The sequence below is a fragment of the Aromatoleum petrolei genome (genome assembly GCF_017894385.1).
GTDB classification, from domain to species: domain Bacteria; phylum Pseudomonadota; class Gammaproteobacteria; order Burkholderiales; family Rhodocyclaceae; genus Aromatoleum; species Aromatoleum petrolei.
The window spans coordinates 4087188-4110074 of the sequence record NZ_CP059560.1; the positions used below are offsets into that span (position 1 = coordinate 4087188).

The 22887-nt window shown below is 66.5% G+C and carries 18 protein-coding genes; 14 read left to right on the forward strand and 4 right to left on the reverse strand.

Going from position 1 to position 22887, the window contains the following annotated elements; all coding sequences use genetic code 11:
- Nucleotides 1-2: 2 nt before the first annotated feature.
- The 3 genes from ToN1_RS18665 to ToN1_RS18675 all read right to left on the reverse strand — a co-directional run bounded on the left by ToN1_RS18665 (nucleotide 3) and on the right by ToN1_RS18675 (nucleotide 2772).
- Nucleotides 3-863, reverse strand: a complete 861-nt coding sequence (locus tag ToN1_RS18665; protein ID WP_169207712.1) for an HDOD domain-containing protein — start codon at nucleotides 861-863, stop codon at nucleotides 3-5.
- Between the two features lie 32 nt (nucleotides 864-895).
- Nucleotides 896-2224 (reverse strand): HD-GYP domain-containing protein, encoded by a 1329-nt coding sequence (locus ToN1_RS18670; protein ID WP_169207711.1) that lies wholly within the window; start codon nucleotides 2222-2224, stop codon nucleotides 896-898.
- Between the two features lie 134 nt (nucleotides 2225-2358).
- Entirely contained in the window at nucleotides 2359-2772 is a 414-nt protein-coding gene (locus ToN1_RS18675) for a GlcG/HbpS family heme-binding protein (protein WP_169207710.1), read from the reverse strand.
- 275 nt (nucleotides 2773-3047) lie between these two features.
- On the opposite strand from ToN1_RS18675, the gene ToN1_RS18680 reads away from it, so the two are divergent.
- Nucleotides 3048-5063, forward strand: a complete 2016-nt coding sequence (locus ToN1_RS18680) for a methyl-accepting chemotaxis protein (RefSeq protein ID WP_169207709.1) — start codon at nucleotides 3048-3050, stop codon at nucleotides 5061-5063.
- Between the two features lie 15 nt (nucleotides 5064-5078).
- Here ToN1_RS18680 and ToN1_RS18685 read toward each other — a convergent pair whose 3' ends face one another.
- Nucleotides 5079-6101 carry a helix-turn-helix domain-containing protein gene (locus ToN1_RS18685; RefSeq protein ID WP_210147862.1) on the reverse strand — a complete coding sequence of 341 codons (1023 nt, stop codon included), beginning with the start codon at nucleotides 6099-6101 and terminating at the stop codon, nucleotides 5079-5081.
- A gap of 300 nt (nucleotides 6102-6401) precedes the next feature.
- Between ToN1_RS18685 and ToN1_RS18690 the strand changes: the two genes are divergently transcribed.
- From ToN1_RS18690 to ToN1_RS18750, 13 genes are all read left to right on the forward strand, one after another.
- On the forward strand, nucleotides 6402-7778 hold the full coding sequence (locus tag ToN1_RS18690; protein WP_169207708.1) for a DUF1329 domain-containing protein: 1377 nt from the start codon (nucleotides 6402-6404) through the stop codon (nucleotides 7776-7778).
- A gap of 27 nt (nucleotides 7779-7805) precedes the next feature.
- Nucleotides 7806-9581: a DUF1302 domain-containing protein gene (locus ToN1_RS18695; protein ID WP_169207707.1), complete on the forward strand. Its 1776-nt coding sequence runs from the start codon at nucleotides 7806-7808 to the stop codon at nucleotides 9579-9581.
- Between the two features lie 60 nt (nucleotides 9582-9641).
- Nucleotides 9642-12005 (forward strand): efflux RND transporter permease subunit, encoded by a 2364-nt coding sequence (locus ToN1_RS18700; RefSeq protein WP_169207706.1) that lies wholly within the window; start codon nucleotides 9642-9644, stop codon nucleotides 12003-12005.
- Nucleotides 12006-12016: 11 nt separating this feature from the next.
- Entirely contained in the window at nucleotides 12017-12985 is a 969-nt protein-coding gene (locus tag ToN1_RS18705) for a WD40/YVTN/BNR-like repeat-containing protein (protein WP_244860826.1), read from the forward strand.
- A gap of 21 nt (nucleotides 12986-13006) precedes the next feature.
- Nucleotides 13007-13486 carry a tellurite resistance TerB family protein gene (locus tag ToN1_RS18710; protein ID WP_169207705.1) on the forward strand — a complete coding sequence of 160 codons (480 nt, stop codon included), beginning with the start codon at nucleotides 13007-13009 and terminating at the stop codon, nucleotides 13484-13486.
- A gap of 48 nt (nucleotides 13487-13534) precedes the next feature.
- Nucleotides 13535-15037 (forward strand): aldehyde dehydrogenase family protein, encoded by a 1503-nt coding sequence (locus ToN1_RS18715; protein WP_169207704.1) that lies wholly within the window; start codon nucleotides 13535-13537, stop codon nucleotides 15035-15037.
- A 64-nt stretch (nucleotides 15038-15101) separates the two neighbouring features.
- A complete protein-coding gene (gene peaA / locus ToN1_RS18720; RefSeq protein WP_169207703.1) occupies nucleotides 15102-16715 on the forward strand; it encodes a quinohemoprotein amine dehydrogenase subunit alpha in 1614 nt (537 codons plus the stop codon).
- A 15-nt stretch (nucleotides 16716-16730) separates the two neighbouring features.
- The gene (gene peaB, locus ToN1_RS18725; RefSeq protein ID WP_169207702.1) at nucleotides 16731-18158 is read left to right on the forward strand and encodes a quinohemoprotein amine dehydrogenase maturation protein; all 1428 of its coding nucleotides are present in this window, start codon (nucleotides 16731-16733) and stop codon (nucleotides 18156-18158) included.
- The gene (qhpC, locus tag ToN1_RS18730; RefSeq protein ID WP_050416581.1) at nucleotides 18155-18475 is read left to right on the forward strand and encodes a quinohemoprotein amine dehydrogenase subunit gamma; all 321 of its coding nucleotides are present in this window, start codon (nucleotides 18155-18157) and stop codon (nucleotides 18473-18475) included. Before peaB ends, qhpC begins: the two co-directional genes overlap by 4 nt.
- Nucleotides 18476-18478: 3 nt before the next feature.
- Nucleotides 18479-19567, forward strand: coding sequence for a quinohemoprotein amine dehydrogenase subunit beta (gene peaD, locus ToN1_RS18735; protein WP_169207701.1), 1089 nt, complete (start codon nucleotides 18479-18481; stop codon nucleotides 19565-19567).
- 10 nt (nucleotides 19568-19577) lie between these two features.
- A complete protein-coding gene (locus tag ToN1_RS18740; RefSeq protein ID WP_244860827.1) occupies nucleotides 19578-21296 on the forward strand; it encodes an ABC transporter ATP-binding protein in 1719 nt (572 codons plus the stop codon).
- A complete protein-coding gene (gene qhpE / locus ToN1_RS18745; protein ID WP_169207700.1) occupies nucleotides 21293-21988 on the forward strand; it encodes a subtilisin-like serine protease QhpE in 696 nt (231 codons plus the stop codon). Before ToN1_RS18740 ends, qhpE begins: the two co-directional genes overlap by 4 nt.
- Nucleotides 21985-22887, forward strand: a complete 903-nt coding sequence (locus ToN1_RS18750) for a hypothetical protein (protein WP_169207699.1) — start codon at nucleotides 21985-21987, stop codon at nucleotides 22885-22887. Before qhpE ends, ToN1_RS18750 begins: the two co-directional genes overlap by 4 nt.

The following is a 22887-nucleotide window of genomic DNA, read 5'->3' on the forward strand; positions in this document are numbered from 1 at the left end:
CGTCAGCCGCAGAGCGCAGCGAGGATCAGCTGGCGGTTTTCGCGGGTCGATTCGAGCAGGTGGTTCAGGTCCTGCTGGTTGATCCCGTGCGTGGCCGCGTCGAGCAGGTTGGTACGGTGGTCCAGCCCGAGAAGTTTGTCGAAGGGGTTGGGCGTTTCGGCGGCGAGTTCCGCAACGAAAAGGATGTCGGCGAGGTTGGCGGGGGGCCAGGAACCGCCGTAGGGGTTGCTGCACTCGAACGCGTCCAGGATCGATTCGGGCAGTTCGAATACGTCCAGGACGGCCTCGCTGACGGGTTCGCTCCAGGTGGTCACGAACTCGGCAAAACGCGGCAGGTCGTCTTCGAGGGCGGGGTATTCCGCCGCGCGGGCGAGCAGCAGGAACTGCCCGATATCGGCCAGCATGCCTGCGAACATCGCGGTGTCGGGATTGGCGACGCGCAGTTCACGGGCGAGGGCGGAGGACCACGCGGCGACGTCGACCGAGTGCATCCACAATCCTGAGGCGATGGCGCGCATCTTGGGCGAGCGGTGATCCTGAGCGAGCTGTTCCGCCGCTACCGCGAAGGCCAGGCAACGCAGCGACGAAAGGCCTATGCGACGCACGGCATCGGCGACATTGGTGATGGGGGTCGCATGCGGATTGAGCGCGACGGCATTGGCCATGCGCACGGTCTTGGCACTGAGGACGGGCTCGGTCTTGACCGCCGCGGCGATCTCTTCCAGCGAGGATGCGGGGCTGTCGGCGAGCCGCTTGATGCGCAAGGAGACATCGAGGGACGTGGGGAAGCTGAGATGCCCTTCGGCAATCTCGGCTTCGATCTGCTCGCCGAATGCTCGTGCCTGAGATTCGAAATCCTGCATCACGCCCCCGGATGGAAGTTGTTCTTGACAGTCTACCCCGCTTGCACGGCTGCCGCCGGGACTTCGTTGTGCGCGGAAGCGGTCTGCGGGCTGATCGTCGCGGCCGTGTTGCTTCCGTCGAGTTCGTGAATCAGCGGAGCGAGCCATTCGAGCGGCGTCCCTTCGGCTTGGGCTTCGGCGCGAAGGTGCAGATTGCGCGCAAGGTTGCGCATGCGCCACTCGATTTCGCGGATCACGAGATTGATCTCCGCGATGAGTTCGCCGTCGAGGTTGCCGGCTCCGAGGGAATTGGCCTCGATGACGCCGGTGGAGCGCAGCGACTTGAGCAGGTTGTGGAGCAGTGCGAGGGCGTTGGTGGCCGTTTGCCGCAAGAAGGGTGTCTGCCCTTTGGCAATCAGCAGTTCGGCCTCGGTTATCGCGGCGTTCATGCGCCGGCAGCTTTCCTGGATGCGCGTGGCGAAGTCGCCCTCGGGCGTGGTTCCGAACACGTCTTCGCCATTGCGCAGGGCCTGGGTCACGACTGCAACCGCGTCGTGGTCGAATTCTTCGGGAACGATGCGCAGCGCGAGCGATGCGCGCAGTGCAGCGCCATCGTCGCCGCGCGCAAGGATGGCGCCCACGGAATCGGCGACCGCGAGCCACGAACCGAGGCGGCTGTGGCTGCTGCGCCCCACCTGATTCGGGTAGCCGCTGCCGTCGAGGCGTTCGTGGTGGTGGGCGACGCATTGACCGATGGCGGCCGGCAGCGTGGTGAGTTCGGCAATGAGGAGCTGGCCGACGCGGGGATGGCTGGCCACGTGCTTCCATTCCCCCGGCTGGAGGCGGTAACTGTCGCGCAGGAAGTCCGGGTTGATGTACATCTCGCCGAGGTCGTGCACCAAGGCCGCGACCAGCAGGAGTTGTGCGTCGTGATCACTCGCGTTCAGGCGTGCGGCAATTCCGGCGCAGATGACGACCGCGCTCAGGGCATGCTTGAAGCTGCCGCTGCCCTTGGCATGCGCGGCGGTAAGCAGCAGGCGCAACGGCGGCGGGAGCGGCACGTTGCGCATATTGTTGATGAGCCCCATCGCGTCGCGGTTGACGATGCGGCCAAGCAGCGGATTCTGTTCGATGTGCGCGCTGCAGGCGCTGGCGACGTCACCGAATGCGATGGCGCCATCGACGGTAAGCGTGGCCTCGAGCGGTTTCGCCAGCTTTCGGCGGAGGAGCTTCTCCTGCAGATCGGCGGACACGGGCTTGCCCTTCGCCCAGAGTTTCATCCCGCGCTCATCGTAGATGTCTTCGGCAGCCTCCACCGTTCGCGTTTCGGCGAGTTCTACGATGCGTCCAAGGCAGTGCTGGTTGACCGAATTGAATAGCATGATGTGCTCGTCCTGGCGGAGGTGCCGGCAGCTGGGATGCGACCGGCACGATACCAACGGGATTTTGGGCGCTTGCTGCGGGGGGATCAATAGGTAATTTCGCCCCCCGCGCGGCGTGCCGCCCGATCAGGCGATCAGAGGCTGATCGAGGCTCCGATTGCGGCGATGCCTGCGCGCGCGATCAGGGCGTCGTCGGAGGATTTGACACCGGAGACACCCACTGCGCCGATCACTTCGCCGCCGACGACGATCATCTCGCCGCCTTCGAGCGGGGTGACGGGCAGGCCGAGGCCGGCGAAGCGCCCGTTGTTCACCATGTCTTCGATGGCCTTGCTGGGTTTGCGCATCATCACGCAGGTGCGGGCCTTCTCGGGCGCGACGCAGGCGCTCGACGGGGGCGCGTTGTCCAGGCGCTGAAGCCACAGCAGGTGGCCCCCTTCATCGCAGATCGCGATCGTGACGGCCCAGCCGTTGCGCAGGGCTTCGGTTTCCGCCGCGTTGGCGATCTTGCGTGCATCGTCGAGGGTCAGGACCTGGCGGGTCTTCATCTTGGGGCTCTCCAAAGGGCAAAAAGGGCGCAATTGTGCAGCGTGTGGCCGCTTTGGAGAAGCGTGCATAGGTGACCGAGCCGGGCGAGGGGGCCCGGGATGTCGGGGGGTGTGACGAATGCATGGGGTGCATGCACATTCTTGATGCGGATCACGTACATCTGTAGAAAACCGAAATACGCTGTCAATGCATCCCGTGCGCCGATTCCGAAAGAATACGCAAGGGAGATCCAGTTACCGCCTGAATGTGTGCGGAGCTGTTCGTGGAGAGAAACTTGAAACTGATCTTTGCACCCGCCGTGGGGCTGATGAATCGCTGCAGCTACCCGGTGAAGTTTGGTCTGCTTGGGCTCATCATGCTGGTGGCCTTTGCGAGCCTGATGCTGACGCTGGCACGCCAGCTAAATGCAACGATAGAGCGGACGGAGCGCGAACTCGTCGCTTCCGAGTTGTCGCGGCCGATCTCCAGGGTGGTGGAGCTGATGCAGCAACATCGTGGCTTGTCGTCGGCGATGCTCGGGGGCCTGGAGAGCGCCAAGGCAACGCGCGCCGACAAGGCGGGCGAGGTCGACGGTGCGTTCGAAAAACTGGATGCTGCGCTTCCGCAGTCCGCGCGCGACCGGGAGTGGGGCGACATCCGTTCGCGCTGGAATGTGTTGAAGCAGGACGGGTTGAAGCTGAGCCAGCCGGAGAATTTTCAGACGCATACCGACTTGATCCACGACCTACTGGATTTCCAGATCGCGGTGGCGGACGAGTTCGGATTGACCTTTGATCCGCAGCAGGACAGCTACTACCTCATGTCGACGGCTGTGATCCGCATGCCCTACCTGCTGGAGCGCATGGGCCAGCTTCGTGCGCGGGGGGCGGCCGTCCTCGCACGCGGCACGATAGATGACGCGGGCAAGTTGAAAGTGAGTGTGCTTGCGGGTGATGTGAACGAGGCGCTCGGCGACCTGGACACCAATATTCGCAAGATCGTCGCGCAACGGCCGGATCTCGCGCAGCGGCTGGAATCATCGGTCGCCGAACTGAAGCAGAAGCTCGCCACGGTGAATGGCGTCGTCAGCGAGATCGTCAGCGGAAATCTTCAGAGTACCCTTTCCTCTGCGTATTTCGGGATGGCGACCGAGGCTATCGGCGTGGGCTACCGGCAGATGAACGAGCTCCTGCTGCCGACCCTGGATGACCTGCTGCGCCAGCGCATTGCCGAGGCGCAGCGCGTGCTGAATTTCAACATCGCGGTGCTGGTGGTGGTTGCGATCGCAATCGCCTACCTTTCGATCGGGGTGTATCTGTCCATCATGGGCAGCGTGAAGCGGCTGGCGGAAGGGAGCCACCGGCTGGCGGCCGGCGACCTGACGACGGCGATCCGACTGCAGGCACGCGACGAACTGCACGTGATCGCGGACAGCTTCAATGAAATGGCGACGACGATGTGCCGCCTGATCACGAGCATCCAGGGCAACTCGGGTCAGGTGGCGGAGACGGCCCGCGGCATGGTGGAGTCGGCACGCCAGATCGATACGGCCTCGCAGCGCCAGAGCGAGGCGGCTTCGAGCATGGCGGCGGCGGTGGAGGAGATGACGGTGGGTATCGACCATATCGCCGGCAATGCGACCAACGCGAACGAGATCGCGCGGCGCTCGGGCAAGTTGTCGGGCGAGGGGGGCGAGGTCGTCGAGTCGGTGGTTGCCGACATCGGGGAGATCGCCCGCGCAGTGTCCGGGTCGGCCGATACCATCGCCGAACTGGACCGCAGCTCGGAGCGGATTTCGGCGATCGTGAACGTGATCAAGGAGATCGCCGACCAGACCAACCTGCTGGCGCTGAACGCGGCGATCGAGGCCGCGCGCGCGGGCGAACTGGGGCGTGGCTTCGCGGTGGTGGCGGACGAGGTGCGGAAGTTGGCCGAGCGCACGACGCACTCGACGCAGGAGATCGCACAGATGGTCGGGGCGATTCAGCGCGATGCGCGGGATGCCGTGAATAGCATGCAGGGTGGGGTCGCGCGGGTGAATACGGGCGTTGTACGTGCCCAGGAGGCGGGTGCCGCGATGGCGAGCATCCGCGACGAAGCGGGCCGGGTCGTGGAGACTGTGGCTGAGATCTCCGATGCCTTGCGCGAGCAGAGCGTGGCGTCGACGGAGATTGCGCGCAACGTCGAGACGATTGCGCGCATGGCCGAGGAGAACAGCGCGGTTGCGGTGCAGAGCCACCAGACGGCGGACCGGCTGGAGAGCCTCGCTGAGCGTCTGCTCGCGGATGTGAGCCGCTTCAAGGTGGCGTGAGCGCGTCGGCAGCGCCTATGCGTGGGTGATGGGGGGCGACTGACGCAGCGTCTCGGAGGGTAGCTCGCCGAACATGGCACGGTAGTCCGACGCGAAGTGCGACAGGTGCCAGAAGCCCCAGCGCGCGGCGATGTCGGCGATCTGGTGGCTGGCGGGATCGGCGGACTTCAGTTCACGACGCACGCCGTTGAGGCGCAAGGCCCGCAGGAAGCTGACGGGGTTGAGGTTCAGGATGTCCTGGAAGCTGTACTGCAGCGTGCGCCGGGACACGCGCAGCTCGGTGCACAGGTCGGCGACGGTGATTGGTTCGTCGATGTGTGCACGCATGTACTCGCGTGCGCGGTCGACGATGAGCTGGCGCGTGCGGCAGGGCGTGGCCGGGCGGGGGGTGTCGTCGCGTGGCGTGATGGCGGCGACGATGCTGGCGTAGATTGCCTGCTCAAGCCCCTTGCGCATCTGCGGGTGGCGCAGCAGATCGGGGGTGGCCTCGAGGCTGGCAAGCACGGTGAGCAGGAAGCCGCGCAAGGTGGCGGCCTGGTCCGCGGTCGCGGCGATGACGCGCCGCTTGCCGATTTCGGCTTCAACGTCCCGGTGTTCGACGCGGAAGGCGTAATCGGTGAAGGTTTCGATGTCGGTCGTTACGGCGACGATGTCGTGCAGGCGCGGGGTGCGGTAGTCGAGATCTTCTCCGCCCTTGAGGGTGATGATCGAATCGAGCTCGCACGTCTCGCCGCAGTACCAGCCGGTACCGTCGATCTCCACAGGTACGCCGATCGTGCGAGAGCCCTCCCACGACATGCCAATTTCATGAACGACCTGGTTGGTCCGTTCGCGGAATACCTGCACGTTGTCGAACCAGAATTCGTCGAAGCGCCCGGCGAAGGAGCCGGCGGAAAGCTGGTCGTAGCGCTGTCTCCAGTGTTGCAGGCAGGCTGCGTGGTCGTCTGCGTCGCGCGTGTCGAGATGCACGACGGAATACGCGTCATCGCCGGTTGTGCGCGCAATGTTGTCGCACCCGACGAGGGGGTGAGCATCCATTTTCCGATTATCTCCTGACCGGAAAGGGCCGTTTGTAGTTATCGCTTTGATTGTTTTTCAAAACTAATACAAAAGTCGCACGCCGAACAGTGAAATCTTTCTAATGAACTGTGTCGTGTGCCCCATCCGAAGCTCGCCCGGATGCCTCGCTGCGGATTGCCGATTTCGGATAACGCCCCTGGAGCCCGCTTCCTACAATCGCCTCCATCGGTTGTGCCGCCGCGTGAGGACGCGGTCGGGAACATCCGGAAAAAAAAGCCGAACCGAACGGCACATCACTTCAAGTGAGGAGACGACAACATGACCAAGACGACGAGCTCGCCTCGCCGCGCGCTTATCTGTATCACGCTCGCCGCGGTGCTGGGCAGCGGGGGGGCGCGTGCGGCAGCGACCGAGGCAGAAGCGGCTGCGCTGGGCAAGAACCTGACGCCAGTGGGAGCCGAGGCTGCTGCGAGCAAGGATGGCGCCATTCCGGCATGGGCGGGCGGAATGACGCAGGTGCCCGCCGGCTGGAAGCCGGGGTACCTGGATCCCTTCAAGGACGACAAGCCGCTGTTTTCGATCGATGCGGCCAACGTCGACAAGTACGCGGACAAGCTCTCGGCTGGCCAGCTCGCGCTGATCAAGACGTACAAGGGTTACCGTATGGACGTCTATCCGAGCCGGCGCAGCTGTCCGGTGCCGGATTTCGTGGCTGCACAGACGAAGAAGAACGCGACCGCGGCGAAGCTGGGGGCGGACGGCTGGCAGCTCGAGCAGGTGTTCGGCGCGGGCGTGCCTTTCCCGATCCCGAAGACGGGCGCGGAGGCGATGTGGAACTACAAGCTGCGCTATACGGGCCTGGGGCGCCGCGCGCAGATCTCGGCGCTGATGCCCGAGAAGGACGGCAGCTACGTCGAGAACAAGCAGTGGGCGTACGAGATGTATCCGTTCAACGATCCCAAGGTGAACGGGCCGGCGGATGTGGGCGGGGTGGAGTCGAAGCTGCTGTACGACGTGCTGACGCCGCCGTCGCGCGCGGGCGAGGGCTACCTGATCCACGCCTACATCGACAAGCCGCAGGATGCCTGGATCTATTTCCCGGGCCAGCGCCGCGTGCGCCGCTCGCCGACCTTCGCCTATGACAATCCGATCGCGGGTTTCGACAACCTGTATTTCGTCGATCAGATCAACATGTTCACCGGCGCGCTCGACCGCTACGACTACAAGCTGGTGGGCAAGAAGGAGATGTACGTGTCGTACAACTCCTACAAGCTGATCAACAAGAAACAGAAGTTCAAGGACATGCTCGGGCCCGAGTATGTCAATCGCGATCTGATGCGCTACGAGCCGCACCGCGTGTGGGTCGTCGAGGCGACGGTGAAGGCGGACAAGCGCCATTCCTTCGCGAAGCGGGTGTTCCACTTCGACGAGGACTCGTGGGCGCTGCTGCAGGTGGATATGTACGACGCCAAGGGCAACCTGTGGCGCGTGCAGGAAGGCAGCCTGTGGGCGGCGCCGGACGTCGGGGCGTGCATCGCGTACGAGACGCAGATGTACGACCTGGTCGCGCGCCGTTACGTGGTCGACAACTGGACGGCCGAAGGCGAGGTGCTGGACCTGACCGCCGCCAAGGACGGCCGGATCACCGCAGCCAACTTCACGCAGGACGAGATGCGCCGCCGCGGCGAGCGCTGATCCGCACACCACCAAGGGAGAATCTCCATGAAGAAAAGGACGATTTCGGATCGTCGGGGCACGCTCGCGCCTTCGATCCTGGCTGTGGCGGTTGCGGCGGCATGCTGGTCGCCCGCCAGTTATGCGTTTCGCTTCGGTTCGGAAGAGGGATTGTCGGGCAGCTTCGACAGCACGGTGTCGTATGGCGTGATCAGCCGCCTGCAGTCGGCGGGCTGCAAGACCATCGGCAATGACAGCGGCGGCTGCAACAACACGACAAACAACGAGTTGATGACCAAGCAGGCGGGGAACGGTTACGCCAATGCCGATTTCAACTTCACGAACTTCGATGACGGCAATCTGAACTACAAGAAGGGCGACATCGTGTCGGCAGTGCTGAAGGGCACGCACGACCTGTCGCTGAAGTATCCGGGCGGGTGGAGCGCGCTGGCGCGCTTCAACTGGTTCGTGGATACGAAGTCGGACGACACGCGGCGCACCGACGTCGCGAGCGAGGCCTCGGGCGAGACGACGCTGCTCGATGCGTGGGTGGCGAAGGAATTCACGCTGGGCGATCGTCGCGGCAAGGTGAAACTCGGCAACCAGGTGATCTCCTGGGGCGAGGACATCTTCATCATCGGCGGCGTGAACCAGATCAACGCAATCGACCTGCAGAAGTTCCATGTGCCGGGCACGCAGCTGAAGGAGATCTTCATCCCGGCGCCGATGCTGTCGGCGTCGCTGGGCCTGACGGAGAACCTCGGCGCGGAGGCCTACTACCAGTTCGGGTGGAACGGCTTCAAGTTCGACCCCGTGGGCACCTTCTTCTCTGCGGCCGACGTGCTGGGCAAGGGGCGGCGGGTGGCCTATGTGCCGACCAGCATCATCGAGGACTTCGCCGGCCCCGGCGCCTGCGCGGGGCTGCCGAGCGGGCATTGCGGCGACAATCCGGGCATCTCCGATGCGGACGCGATCGCGGCCGGCATCGCGGTGCCTTACCTGCGGACGGATGCGCCCAAGAACACCGGCCAGTACGGCGTGAACTTCCGCTACAACGCGGAGGAGATCGACACCGAGTTCGCCTTCACGTACCAGCGCTACCACGACAAGCTGCCTTTCCTCGGCTTCACCGGCAACGCCGCAGGCGCGGTGACCGGCTACTTCATCGCCTACGGGGAGGACAAAGACCTGTACGCGATCTCCGCGAACACGAAGATCGCGAACGTGGCGGTCGGCGCGGAGCTGTCGTACCGGCCCAACGACAGCGTCGGTATCGACCCGACGGTGCCCTTTGCCGGGAAGTACAGCATCTACCGCGATGGCGGCAGCAATCCGGGCTTCGTCGAGGAGGAGAAGTACCAATTCCACCTGACGGGCTTCTACACCTTCTCGCACAACGACCCGCTGGGCGGGTTCGCCAAGGCGCTGGGGGCAACGGACGGTTTCATCCTCGCGGAAGCTGCGGTGGCGCATTACCCGGGGCTGGATAACAGCGGGGTGACGCCGTACTTCCTGCCGAACTATGAACTGCCGGACAAGACCTCGTGGGGTTACGTGGTGGAAGGGGCGCTGAACTACCCGAACGTGTGGGGCACGGGCGTGACGCTGACGCCGCAGATCGACTGGTATCACGACGTCCATGGCACGACGCCGAACGGGCTGCCCTTCGTTGAGGGGCGCAAGGCGCTGACGCTGTCGCTGTTCGCAAACTATCGCGACGCGTGGAAGGGCGGGATCCAGTGGGTGACCTTCTATGGCGGCGGCGCCAACAACCTGATGCGCGACCGCGACTTCCTGTCGGCGAGCGTTTCGTACTCGTTCTGATGCACTTGCCGGCGCCGGGGGAGGCAGTCTCCCCTGCGCCGGCCCAATGGATATCCCGACATGATCGAGAAACTCGTGCTGGCGATGCAGCGCGTGTGCTTCAGGCACCGCCTGCTGATCCTGCTGGCGCTGCTCGGCTTCACGGTGGTCATGGCGCTGTTCGCGTCGCGACTGCACATGAGTGCCGGCTTCGACAAGCAGTTGCCGCAAGACCACGAATACATCCAGACCTTCAACCAGTATCGCGAGGTGCTGTTCGGCGCGAACCGCATCATCGTGACCGTCGAGGCGACCAAGGGCGATATCTGGAACGAGAAGGCGCTGACCAAGCTTTATGACGTGACGCAGGCGCTCTTCTTCATGAAGGGCGTGGACCGGCGCACGGTCACGTCCTTGTGGACACCGAACACCCGCGCGGTCCAGATCACCGAGGAGGGCATGAAGGCCGAGGACGTGATCGGCGGCGACGTGACCGTGAAGGCGCTCACGCCGGACAACATCACCGCGATCCGCGAGCGCACGATCGTCGGCGGCTTCATCGGCTCGCTGGTCGCGAACGACTCGTCGTCGGCGATGGTGGTGGCAGAGCTGGCGGACCCCGATCCGCAGACCGGTGAGCGCCTCGATTACGCCGAATTCAGCCAGAGGCTGGAAACCGAGGTGCGTGACACCTTCAGCGACGCCGACGTGAAGATCCGCATCATCGGCTTTGCGAAGCAGATGGGCGACATCTCGGAAGGGGCGACCAGCGTGATCGAGTTCTTCGCGCTGGCCTTCCTGCTGACCGCCGCCGCCGTCTATTGGTATACGCGCTCGTGGCTCTTGACCTTCCTGCCGCTGTCGTGCTCGCTGGTTTCGGTGGTGTGGCAGTTCGGCACGATCACGCTGCTGGGCTTCGGCCTCGACCCGCTGGCGATCCTGGTGCCCTTCCTGGTGTTCGCGATCGGGGTGTCGCACGGCATCCAGCAGGTGAATTACATCGCCAAGGAGGTCATCAACGGCGCGGACGGCTACACGGCGGCGAGCCGCAGCTTCACCGGGCTGCTGGTCCCGGGGACGCTGGCGCTGATCACGGCCTTCGTCGGCTTCGCGACGCTGGTGCTGGTGCCGATTCCGATGATTCGCGAGCTGGCGATCACCGCGTCCGTGGGTGTGGCGTACAAGATCGTGACGAACCTGATCATGCTGCCGGTGCTGGCGAGCTATTTCCGCTTCGACGAGCGCTTCATCGTGCGTGCGACGAAGATGGAGGGCCTGCGCAATCGCATGATGGCGTCGCTGGGCGTACATATCGCCAATCCACGGAACGCCGCGATCGGCACGCTGGTGTGCCTCGCGCTGCTGGTGGTGGCGGTGTGGCAGAGCCAAGGGCGGCACGTAGGCCACGTGCTGCCGGGCGCGCCGGAGCTGCATGACGATTCGCGCTACAACCAAGACGTCGAAGCGGTGGTCGCGCGCTATGCGCTGGGGCTGGACCTGCTGACCGTGGTGGTCGAGTCGCCGGCCGACGGCTGCTATCGCCACGACGTCATGAGCCATGTCGACCGGCTGACCTGGTACCTCGCGAACGTGCCGGGCGTGCTCTCGGCGCAGTCGCTGCCGGCGATGACGAAGCTGGCTGCGTCGGGTGTCAATGAAGGTAATCCGAAGTGGGCCGCGCTGCCGCAGGAGGAGCTGACCCTGGGCGAGGCGGTGCGCCAGGTGCCCGAGGGCATGCGGCTCTTCAACGCGGACTGCACCTTGCTGCCGGTGAACCTGTATCTGGCGGACCACAAGGCCTCGACGATCAAGGAGGTGGTCGCCGCGGTGAAGCACTTCCGCGAGATGCAGCCCTTCCCCGGAGTGACCGTGCGGCTCGCCAGCGGCAATGCCGGCGTGCAGGCGGCGACCAACGAGGTCGTCGAACATTCCGAGCTGCCGATGATGCTCTACGTGTATGCGACGATCCTGGTGCTGGTGTTTGCGGTGTATCGCGACTGGCGCGCGATGGTCGCGTGCTGCGTGCCGCTGACGCTGGCGACTTTCCTCGGCTACTGGTTCATGAAGGAACTGGACATCGGCCTGACGGTGGCGACGCTGCCGGTGATGGTGCTGGCGGTGGGGATCGGCGTCGATTACGCGTTCTACATCTACAACCGGCTGCAGATGCATCTGGCGCACGGCGAGGACATCGTCACGGCGTTCAAGCAGGCCCTGCGCGAGATCGGTGTGGCGACCGTGTTCACGGCGGTGACGCTGTCGATCGGCGTGGCGACCTGGTCCTTCTCGGCGCTGAAGTTCCAGGCCGACATGGGGATGCTGCTGACCTTCATGTTCATGATGAACATGATCATGGCGATCACGCTGCTGCCGGCACTGGCCGTGACGATAGACATTCTGATCCCAAGGCGCAGCCCGGTTCGCGCGCCGCTCATGGCGCACTGAGGAGGCCCGACATGACATCGATGCAAATCGGGCGGACCCTGGTCGGCCTGTGCCTGGCGGCAAGTGCTGCCGTGTTCGCGGCCGCCCCGGCCGATGCGGCCAAGGTGCCGGCGCCGGCGATGAAGGCGCGGCTGGCGGCGAAGGTGCCGGTGACCGGGCTGGTGCGCGCGGGCAATGCGCTCGTCGCGGTGGGGGACTACGGCACGATCGTGCGCTCGACCGACGAGGGCAAGACCTGGCAGCAGGCCGAGGTACCGCTGAGCACGCTGCTGACCGCGGTGCATTTCGTCGACGAGATGCGCGGTTGGGCGGTCGGGCATGGTGGCGTGATCCTCGCGACCACCGACGGCGGTGCGAACTGGCAGCTGCAGGCGACGCTGGACGAAAAGCCGGTGCTGCTGTCGGTGTATTTCGCCGATGCGCAACGCGGCTATGCGGTTGGCGCCTATGGCGCAGCCTTCGTGACCCTGGACGGTGGTCACGTGTGGAAACCGTTGGCTGTGGGCAGTGGCCGGGACGGCGATTTTCACCTCAACCACATCTTCGGCACGCGCGACGGAAAGCTCTTTATCGCCGCGGAAACCGGCGTCGCGTTCCGTTCCACCGATCGCGGTACGAGCTGGACCAAGCTGGCGACCGGCGTGTCGGGCTCGCTGTGGAGCGGGCTCGAACGGGCGGACGGCGAGGTCGTGCTGCTGGGCATGAGCGGGCGCGTGCTCGCGAGCCGCGACGGCGGCACCACCTGGCAGGTACGCGAGACGGGGACCGAGCAGTCGCTGACCTCCGGAATCGCGCTCGCGAACGGCGGGATGATCGTCGTCGGTGCGGGCGGGGTCGTGCTGCGCGGCAGCGGGACGGCGCCCTACCAGCTGGAGGTGCGCCCGGACCGTCAGAACCTCGCGGCCGTCGTCGCGGCGCCGACGGGGGCGGTCGTCGTCGGTGGCCAGCTCGGTGTCGAGCGCCTCGCACCCACCAAATAACAGGGACAGGGAGACCCGCGCATGCTCACCAAACTGATGGCGCTGCTGTCTGGCGAACTCCATGCCGAAGGGCTCGAAACGGGCCCCTTCGAGCGCCGGCACATCGCCGTGGCGGCACTGCTGCTCGAAGCGATGTACATCGACCACCGCGCGAGCGAGCGCGAGCAGGGGGCGATCAGGCGCCTGCTGTGCGAGCACTTCGCGCTGCCCGAGGAGGCCGCCCGCAAGCTCGTCGAGGTGGCCGACGAGCGCTTTGCGGAGGTGCTGGACGACTGGGAGTTCGCCGAGGCCGTGCGCGCCGGTTTCAACGCCGCCGAACGGCGCGAGGTGCTGACGATGCTGTGGGAGGTCGCCTACGCGGACGGTGATCTCGAACGGCTCGAGGAGCGGCTGGTGTCGCGCCTCGCGCATCAGCTGGACATCGACGCGGAAGGAGCGGATGCAGCACGCGCGACGGCGGTGGCGCGCGCGGGGCTGATCGACGGCGGACCGGACGCGTGATTCCAGGTCGATAAAGAAACCAACCCATAAGACAGAGGAGACAGGTACATGGAGAGTTACCACGGACAACTGCTGAGCGAAGGCACGCGGCGCTTTCTGGAGCGCCCGCGGCGCATGCTGATCGGCGCCGAGTGGGTCGAGGCGGCGAGCGGCGAGACGCTGGCGGTGGTCGATCCGGCCAATGGCGAGAAATTTGCCAGCGTGCCGGCGGGCGGGGCGGCGGACATCGACCGTGCAGTCGCTGCGGCGCGCCGCGCTTTCGAGAGCGGTGACTGGCCGAAGATGCGCCCGGTCGATCGCGAGCGGCTGCTGCTGAAATTCGCCGACCTGGTCGAGGCGAATGCGCAGGAGCTTGCGGAGATCGAGTCGCTCGACAACGGCAAGCCGGTGACGATGGCTCGCCACGTCGACGTCGCACTGGTGGTCGATTTCCTACGCTACATGGCGGGCTGGGCGACCAAGATCGAGGGCTCGACGATGGACGTGTCGGTGCCCATCATCCGCGATCGCGAGTTCTTCGGCTTCACGCGCCGCGAACCGGTCGGCGTGGTCGGCGCGATCATCCCGTGGAACTTCCCGCTGCTGATGGCGGCGTGGAAGGTGGCGCCGGCCCTCGCCACCGGCTGCACGATGGTGCTGAAGCCCGCCGAGGAGACGCCGCTGTCGGCGCTGCGCTTCGCGGAACTCGCGCTGGATGCGGGCTATCCGGCGGGCGTGCTGAACGTCGTCACCGGCCTCGGACACACCGCGGGCGCGGCGCTGGCGTCGCACAAGGGTGTCGAGAAGGTCGCCTTCACCGGTTCGACCGAGATCGGCAAGCTGGTCGGCAAGGCAGCGCTCGACAACATGACGCGCGTGTCGCTGGAACTGGGCGGCAAGAGCCCGGTGATCGTGCTCGACGACGCGGACGTGAGTGCGGCAGCAGCAGGGGCGGCGCAGGCGATCTTCTTCAATCAGGGGCAGGTGTGCACGGCCGGTTCGCGGCTCTTCGTGCATAAGAGCCGCTTCGACGAGGTCGTCGAGGGGCTGTCGGGGATCGCCGCCGGCATGAAGCTCGGTGCCGGCATCGACCCGACGACGCAGATCGGCCCGCTGGTGTCGGCCACGCAGCAGAAGCGCGTGCTGGGCTACATCGAGAGCGGCTTCGCCGAAGGCGCGCGGGCCGCGACCGGCGGCGCGGCGGGCGAGGGCGCGGGCTACTTCGTGAAGCCGACGGTGCTGGTCGACACGACGGACGACATGAAGGTCGTGCGCGAGGAGATCTTCGGACCCGTCGTCGTCGCGATGCCCTACGAGGATCTCGACGAAGTCGCTCGTCGCGCGAACGACACGCCCTACGGGCTCGCCGCGAGCATCTGGTCGAACGACCTGTCGCGCGTGCATCGCCTGATCCCCAAGATCCAGGCCGGCACCGTGTGGGTGAACTGCCACAACATCCTCGACAACGCGATGCCCTTCGGCGGCTTCAAGCAGTCCGGCATCGGGCGCGAGATGGGGCGCGCGGTGCTCGACCTATACACCGAATCGAAGTCCGTGATCATGGCTTTGTGAGTGCGGCGCGCCGCCCCGGATTTGCCGTGGCGGCGCTTTTCCTCACCGGAGACTGGAGACAGAAGTGAAGGCGCAGACCACACAACACACGCGCAGGCGACTGCGCATTGCCGGCGCCGTGGCGCTGGCCCTGGGAATGGCGGGCTCGCTGCCGGCCGCGGCGGCGCAGGATCCCGGCCGCGACGTCATCGACAAGAAGTGTGCGAGCTGTCACCTCGAGGACGGCAAGCTCACGCGCATCCCGGAGATGCGCAAATCGCCCGAAGGCTGGGACATGACCGTCGTGCGCATGGGCATCTGGCACAAGGTGGAGCTGACGGCCGAGGAGCGGCGCGCGGTCGTGAAGTACCTCGCGGATCGTCAGGGCCTGGCGCCGTCCGAGGCGGCCCCCTTCCGCTTCCTGACCGAGCGGCGCCCGAACATGCAGGACACGCCGCCCGACGACGAGATGGCGCAGATGTGCGGCCGCTGCCACAGCTACGGCCGGGTCGCGCTGCAACGGCGCGATGAGGGCGAATGGCGCAAGCTGATGCACACCCACCTCGGCCAGTTCCCCAGCGCTGAATATTCGGCGCTCGGGCGTGACCGCAACTGGTGGGAGATCGCGCGCGACAAGATGCCGGGGCGGCTGGCGGCGATGTATCCGAAGAACACCGACGCCTGGCGCGACTGGAGCCGCGCGAAGCACCGGCCGGCGGACGGGCGCTGGATCGTTGCCGGCGAGCGGCCCGGCTGGGGCGCCTACACCGGCACGATGACCGTGACCGCGAAGGGCAAGGACCGCTACGAGGTCGGCTACGAGCTGCATTTCGGGCCGGGCAACACCGTGCGCGGCAAGGGCGAGTCACTTGTCTATACGGGCTACGAATGGCGCGGTACGGCGCAGCTCGGCAATGAGCACACGCAGTCCATTTTCGCGCTGAGCGAGGATGGCGGCCGGATGAGCGGGCGCTGGTTCATGCGCAAGGCCGACGAGATCGGTGCGACTTTCGAGGCGGTGCGTGCCGACAAGGCGGCAAAGAACGCGGTCGCGGCAGTCACGCCGCACATGCTGCGGGCAGGCGAGACGGCGACGGTGACGGTGGCAGGAGCGGGCCTCGATGCCAGGCTCGACCTCGGCGCGGGCGTGGAGGTGGTGGAGTGGCTCGGCAAGTCCGCGGAGCAGCTGAAGGTGCGCGTCAAGGTCGCGGCGGATGCCGCGCCGGGGGTGCGCAAGCTGGCAGTGGGCGGGCGCGCGTCGGACAAGACCGTCGCCGTGTATCGCCAGATCGACTCTGTGCGCGTCGAGCCGGCCTTCGGTATCGCGCGCTTGGGCGGTGGCAGCGGCACGAATCCGCCGATGACTGCGCAGTTCGACGCCGTTGCCTTCCTCAACGGTGCCGACGGCAAGCCGGGCACCGAGGACGACGTGCGCCTCGGCAGCGTGCCGGCGAAGTGGAGCACCGAGCCCTTCGACGAGCGCGCCAAGCATGACGAAGACCTCAAATTCGCCGGCCACATGGAGCCGCACGGCCAGTTCCTGCCGTCCTTCGCCGGCCCCAACCCCAACCGCCGCGGCCTCAACAACGTCGGGAACCTGTCGGTCGTCGCGACCGTTCAGGACGGCGAACGCACGCTCGATGCGAAAGGCCAGTTGATGGTGACCGTGCAGCGCTGGAACACCCCGCCGCTGCGCTAACGCCAGGAGAGAGACATGGCGACACTGCAGATCCAACCCCACAACTACCGCGCGATCCGCAAGGGCGACCGGCAGGTGCTGTTGCACGTGCCGACGACCTCGATCTTCGAGCTGGATCCGGCCGCGTCGGACCTGCTCGGGCTGTTCGAGACGAGCCCCGCGGTCAGCGCGGATGACATCCAGGGCCGCTTCGACGGCCGCTACACGCCGGCCGAGCTGTGCGACAGCCTGAGCGATTTCATCGACCTCGGCATCGTCGCGCCGCAGCCGAAGCATTACGAGATCCCGGCGCGCGTCGTCGAGCGCTCGCCGCTCAAGACGCTGGTGCTGACGCTGACGACGGGATGCAACCTCGGCTGCAGCTACTGCTACCGCGAAGACCTGACCTCGCCGAAAAATTCCTCGGTGATGGACTTCCAGACCGGGGCGCGCTCGATCGACCTGCTGATGGAAGAGGCGAGCGGGCACGAGCGCATCGGCATCGTCTTCTTCGGCGGCGAACCGCTCACGCGCATCGCCGTGATCCGCGACCTCGTCGAATATGCCGAGGAGAAGGCCGCGGCGGCCGGCAAGGAAGTCGAATTCTCGCTCACGACCAACGCGACGCTGCTCACCGACGAAATCATCAACTTCCTCGACGCGCATCGCTTCGGCATCACGGTCAGCATCGATGGCGACCAGGCGCAGCACGACCGCCATCGCCGCACCATCGCTGGCGGCGGTACTTACAAGACGGTCGCGATGCGCGTGAAGCGGCTGCTGGATAAGTACAAGTCCAAGCCGGTCGGTGCGCGGGTGACGCTGGCCAGCGGCAACCTCGACGTTGCTGGCATCTACAAGCACCTGCATGACGAACTGGGTTTCTTCGAAGTCGGCTTCGCGCCGGCGACGGCCGGTCCGGATTCGCCGGTCGGCCTGAGCCGCGAGGAGCTCGACATCGTCTTCGAAGCCTTCAAGGCGCTCGGCCGCGAGTACATCAGCGAGGCCAAGCGCGGCAAGCGCCACGGCTTCGGCAACATGCAGCAGCTGATGACCGACCTGTGGATGGGCACCCGCAAGGTGCTGCCCTGTGGCGCCGGCGTCGGCCTGCTGGCGGTCGGCACCAGCGGCAAGATCTCGCTGTGCCACCGCTTCACGGGTTCCGAGCTGGAAACCTTCGGCGATGTCGACAACGGCATCGCGCGCGAGTCGCTGTCCGCCTTCATGACCCGCGCGCAGGCCCCGCACGGCGCCTGCCAGGTCTGCCCGGCGCGCAGCCTGTGCGCCGGCGGCTGCTACCACGAATCGTATTCCCAGAGCGGCGACCCCTTCCAGCCGACTTTCGAATACTGCGACCAGATCCGCGAATGGACGGCCTTCGGGCTGGAGGCCTTCGGCGAGATTGCTCTCGCCAACCCGGCGTTCTTCAACGCCGCCATCGAACAAAGGAGTGCCCTGCAATGAAACGACTGCGAGCCCTGAACCACAAGGCGCACCTGATCGAACAGGCGGCCAGCGATGGCCACCGCGAGGAGGTGCAACTAATGAGCAGCGTCGTCGGCTGCACGACCACCTTCGACCCCGGCTGGGAAGTCGATGCCTTCGGCGGGCTGGCGAGCCTGTGCCAGCCGATGGAGGCCGACCTCTACGGCTGCACCGACCCCTGCTGGTGGCCGGCGCAGCTTGCCGACAGCCTGAACACCGCGCGCGACTGGACCGACGGCAAGAACTCGGCGCTGCGCGACTGGCGCGAACTGCAGACCCTGTTCCCGGGAGACTGAGCGATGAGGATGCTGCCCATCAAGAAAGCTTTCGTGGCCCTGTGCTGCGCCGCGGCCGCGCTCCCCGCGCTCGCGGCCGAGCATCTGCTCACCGTCACGCGCCCCAACAACCTGCACATCATCGATCCCGCCAAGCGCGCGATCGTGCGCACGATCGAGCTGCCCGGCGACGGCATTCCCGGCGCCATCGCCTTGCCCAAGGACGGCAAGATCGCCTATGTGCTGACCAACCGCATGGAGAGCGTCGTCGGCGTCGATCTCGACACCGGCAAGCCGGTGTTCCGTGCCGATTTCTCGACGCCGCAGCGCCGCGTAAAGGCCTTCTTCGCACTCGCGGTGAGTGAGGATGGCAAGGAGCTCTACGTCCATCAGGCGCCGGTGCAACTGGGCCGGTCGGAGTACACGGTCGAGGATACCTCCATCGCGGTCTTCGACACCGCCGACGGCATGAACGCCAAGCCGCGCCGCAGCTTCCCCGCACCGCGCCGCATCACGGTGATGGCCGCCACCGGCAAGCCGGACCACCTCATCGCGCTCGGCTGGGACATGTACCTCTTCAACACGAAGACCGGCAAGATCGAGCAGACCTTCCCGGTGCGCCACTGGAACCGGCCGGGGATCGGTGAGCCGGACGTGCTCGCGATGTGGGGGACCTTCGAGCAGGCGCGTGCCCTGTCGACGCCGTATTTCGTCGCCAAGACCGACGCGGCGCCCGATTCCCCGGAAGCCTTCAAGGCGGGCATCGCGGTGTTCGACCTAGATGCCGAGACGCTCAAGGTGAAGGAGTTCGAGAATGCGACGACGGCGATGTTCTCGTCGGTGATCAACCCGGTCGCTCGGAACGAGGCCTTCCTCGTGATGAACCAGCTTACCAAGATCGATGTGGACTCCGGCAAGCTGCTGAAGCGCAAGGACCTCGAGCAGACCTTCTACGCCATCAACATATCCGGCGACGGCAGGGAGGTCTACGTCGGCGGCGCCCTCGACAAGATCGCGATCTACGACGCGGACAGCTTCGAGAAGAAGGGCGAGATCCAGATGCCGGGCGGTGCCGACCAGTCGATCGGCTGGATGCGGGTCGTGAAGCGCTGAGGACCGGGCAGTGATAGGGCTGCGCACGGATCGCCTCCTGCCCCTGCAGGCGCTCGACTGGGCCTTGCCCATGGTGAGGCAACGCGCCGGGTCGGTTGCCGGCGTCGTCGTCCTCTCCTGTGTGGGTTCGGCGGCGGCCTTGCTGCCGCCCTACCTCACGCAGCGGCTCGTCGACGAGGGCATTGTCGGCGGCAGGGTCGATCTCGTGCTGCAACTGTGCGCGGCCTTTCTCGTCCTGATGGTGGGGGGAGTCCTTGTCGAGACGCTGTCGCGCCTCACTTACCTGAAACTCTCCGCGCACGTCCTCTTCGGCCTGCGCGAGCAGGTGTGGCGGCACTTGCAGACGCTCGCGCCGACCTACTACGCGCGCACCCGCGGCGGCGAGATCCTGTCGCGGCTCGACGGCGACGTCGCCGAGGTGCAGCGCTTCGCCCTCGATGCGCCGATGGCGGTGCTCAACGGCGTTTTTTCGCTGGTCGTCGCGCTGGTCTTGATGCTGTCCCTGAGCCCGATGCTCACGGCGCTCGTGTTCGCGCTCGTGCCGCTGCAGGTTGCGGCGCTGATGTTCTCGCGGCCCTGGCTGGAAAACAGTACGCAGGCATTGCGCAAGGAAAGCGCCGCGATGTCGAGCTTCTTCGTCGAATCGCTGCGCGCGATGAAGTTCATTCAGGCGTCGAACGCCGCACGCCGTCAGGAGGCGGGCCTGCGCGCGCATCACGGCGACTACTTCGCCGCGCTGCGCCGCTCGCAGCTCGCCTCGCTCGGCGCGGGCGGGCTGCAACGCGTACTGTCGGGCCTGGGCGTGCTGTTGGTGTTCGCGGTCGGCGGCTCGCTCGCGGCGGCTGGCGACCTATCGGTCGGTGTCGTCGTGGCCTTCATCGCCTACACCACCCGCGCAGCGGGGCCCTTGCAGACACTGGCGGGCGTGTTCATGGGCTGGCAGCGCGCGAAGGTCAGCCTGCAGCGCATCCAGGAGCTCGCCGCCGAGCGGCCTACCGTTTCATCGCCGGCCCAGCCCGTCACGCTCGCACTCCCGGTGCGGGGCGAACTGCGGTTGGATGCGGTGCGCTTCGGCTATGGCGCCGAGGCGGTGCTCGATGACGCGACACTCGACATCCCCGCCGGTACCAAACTCGCCCTAGTCGGTGCGTCCGGTGCAGGCAAATCCACACTGATCGACCTGTTGCAGCGCCACTACGATCCGCAGGCCGGGCGGCTGCTGCTCGACGGCGTGCGCATCGATCTGATCGACCTGGTCGAACTGCGCCGCGAGGTCGTCGTCGTCGACCAGGAGCCCGTGCTGATGCCCGGCACGGTGCGCGACAACCTGCGCTTCGTCGCCCCCGATGCCGACGAAGCGGCACTGCTGCGCGCGCTGGAGCTTGCCGGCCTGGCGAAACTCGCGCACGCGGGCGGGCTCGACAAACCGGTCGGGGCGATGGCCGCGGCGCTGTCGCGCGGCGAACGCCTGCGCATCGCGTTGGCGCGCGCGATCCTGCAAGATCCGGCGGTGCTGATCCTCGACGAAACGACGTCCGGGCTCGATCTCCCCGTCGCGCAGGCCATCATCGCCGCCGTCGATCGCATCTTTGCCGCTCGCACGCGCATCGTCATCACCCACAATCTCGCCTCCGTCGGTGTGGTCGATCGCGTCATCGAATTGCGCGACGGCCGGCTCGTCGAGCCCGAGCCGACGCGGCCCGTTGTACCGCTGCTGAGGGTGGTATGAGCGTTACCGTCGGTATCGTCGACGGCGGCTTCACAGGCGTCCCGTCCCACGCTCTGCACCGAGCAGCGACTTTCACTCCGGTCCCGGACGGCAGTGTGCGGCGCGAGCCCGCTGGCGGTCGTCCGCTACGGCACGGCGAAGCGGTGGCCTCGCTCGTGCTTGAGGCCGCCCCTGCGGCCCGCCTCATCGACGCGCGTATCGCCTCGCACCGGCACGCGCCGACGCCGGCCATGGTTGCCGCGGCGATCGAATGGTGCGTGGGCGAGGGCGCGCGCGTGGTCAACCTCAGCCTCGGCCTGCTCGAAGACCGCACCGTGCTGCGCGAAGCGTGTACACGCGCGCTCGAGCAAGGCGTCGTGCTCGTCGCGGCGGCGCCTGCCCGCGGCACGCCCGTTTTCCCCGCCGCCTATCCTGGCGTTATCGCCGTGAGCGGCGATGCGCGCTGCGCACCCGGACAGTGGTCGCTCCTCAAGGGCGAGACGTCCGGCGCTGCGGACTGGGGCTGTTCCCCCGCCGGGCCGGGAAGGATGAGCGGAGGCGCCAGCATGGCCACGGCGCGTTTCACCGGCATCCTCGCGCATCATTTCACGCAGTACCCCGCCGCAGACCCGCAAGGGCTCGCGGATCACCTCGCCGCCCGCGCCAGCTGGCATGGGCGGGAATACAAGAGAATCGCGGAGATCGATTCATGACAAACATGATGCACACCCCCACCCCCAACAGTGGCACCCGACCCATCGAACTGGGCTTCGCTCTCGTCGACGAACGCGAACTGGCCGCCTTCGCGCGGCACGATCGCCTCACGCGCGACGATTACCTCGACCAGTTGGGCGAGGCCCGCGATTGCGTCACGCTGCCCGACGACGCCGAACCTACGCACTTCTTCCTCGGTAGCGAGTTCTGCGAACACCTGCTGCCCAGCGTCGAAGCCGTCGACCGCGCCGTCGCGCTGTGCGAGCGCTGGGGCCTCACCTTCGGCCTCGTCACGCCCATCGCCTGCGACGGCCTGTTCGATCCGCTGCGCGCCGCCCTCCAGCGCCTGCCCGCCGGATCCGAAGTCACCGTCAACGACTGGGGCGTCGCGCGCCTCGTGCAGCGCGAGTTCCCGGCGCTGCGCCCGGTCGCCGGGCGGCTGCTCGGCAAGATGCTCAAGGACCCGCGGCTGCCGTCCGCGACCTGGGCGCGCATGTACCCCAACGGCCTGCGCGCCGGTCCCTTCCGCGACATCCTCGACGGGCTGGGCATCGGCCGCCTGGAACTCGATTTTCCGCCCTTCGGTGCCGCCGACATGTATGCCGGCATCGACTTTCCCGTCGGCGTGCGCGCACCCTACGGCTACATCGCCAAGGGCCGCATCTGCAAGCTCGGCTCGCTGTCGCTCGACACGCCGGAGAAGTTCTCGCCCGGCCACAAGTGCCGGCGCGAATGCCTCGGCTTCAACGAGGTCGGCGCACGCCCGGGCACGCACGAACTCCCCACCTCGCAGCGCGGCAACACCATGTACTACCGCCACGCGCAGGGCATGGCCGCGGCCGTTGCCGAGGCCGTCAACAACGGCTGGGTCAGCCGCATCGTCCTCTCGGGAGCCTGA